Annotated in this window: 1 protein-coding gene; it reads left to right on the top strand. The window is 70.5% G+C overall.

Going from position 1 to position 1,066, the window contains the following annotated elements; genetic code table 11:
• Nucleotides 1-1,066: enoyl-CoA hydratase/isomerase family protein (locus GQB03_RS22590; protein ID WP_200832416.1), on the top strand; the 1,066-nt coding region annotated here is incomplete at both ends.

Here is a 1,066-nt window from a genome sequence, read left to right as displayed (position 1 = left end):
ACCCGCGCCGGCATCTACCGCAAACAGGGCAAGCAGATCATGGTGCTCGACCTCGCGCAGCAGGACTACCGCGCCAGCGCCGCCGAGGTGGCGCCGGAAGTGGCGGCGATCCTCAAGAACCGCGACCCGGCCGCCCGGTTCGCCCAGCTGCGCGCGAGCGAACACCCGCAGGCGAAGTTCCTGTGGGCGATCTTCCGCGACGTCTTCCACTACTGCGCCTTCCACCTCGCGCAGATCGCCGACAACGCCCGCGATCTCGACCTCGCCATGCGCTGGGGCTTCGGCTGGACGATGGGCCCGCTCGAGACCTGGCAGGCCGCCGGCTGGCGCGCGATCGCCGAGGCGGTGAAAACCGACATCGAAGCCGGCCGGGCGATGAGCGATGCGCCGCTGCCGGCCTGGGTGTTCGAGCGCGAGGGCGTGCATGCGCCGGACGGCTCCTACTCCGCCGCAGACGATGCGCTCAAGCCGCGCTCCACCTTGCCGGTCTATGGCCGCCAGCTCTACCCCGAGCAGGTGATCGGCGAAGCCGCGCCCGACCAGGGCGAAACCCTGTGGGAGAACGCCGGGGTGCGGCTATGGACCCGTCCCGACCAGGACGCGCGCATCGGCATCGTCTCGATCACCTCCAAGATGCACGCGATCGGCGACGAAGTGCTCGACGGGATGCTTGAAGCACTGGCCCGCGCCGAGCGCGAGCTCGACGGCCTGGTGATCTGGCAGAGCGCCCCCTTCGCGGTGGGCGCCAATCTCGCCCAGGTCACCGAAGCGATCAAGGCCGGCCAGTTCGGCATGCTCGAGCAGACCGTGGCCAAGTTCCAGCGCACCTCGATGGCGATCAAGCACGCCCAGGTGCCGGTGGTGGCCGCGGTGCAGGGCATGGCGCTGGGCGGTGGCTGCGAGTTCGCGATGCATGCCGGCCACCGGGTGATGGCGCTCGAGAGCTATGTCGGCCTGGTCGAGGCCGGCGTCGGGCTGATCCCGGCCGGTGGCGGCAGCAAGGAGTTCGCGCTGCAGGCCCATGCCCTGGCCAGGCGTGCCGCCGGCGGCGACGTGTTCCTGTACA

It is taken from the genome of Cognatazoarcus halotolerans, assembly GCF_009800965.1.
GTDB lineage: Bacteria > Pseudomonadota > Gammaproteobacteria > Burkholderiales > Rhodocyclaceae > Cognatazoarcus > Cognatazoarcus halotolerans.
This window is presented reverse-complemented; position numbering and strand designations above follow the sequence as displayed.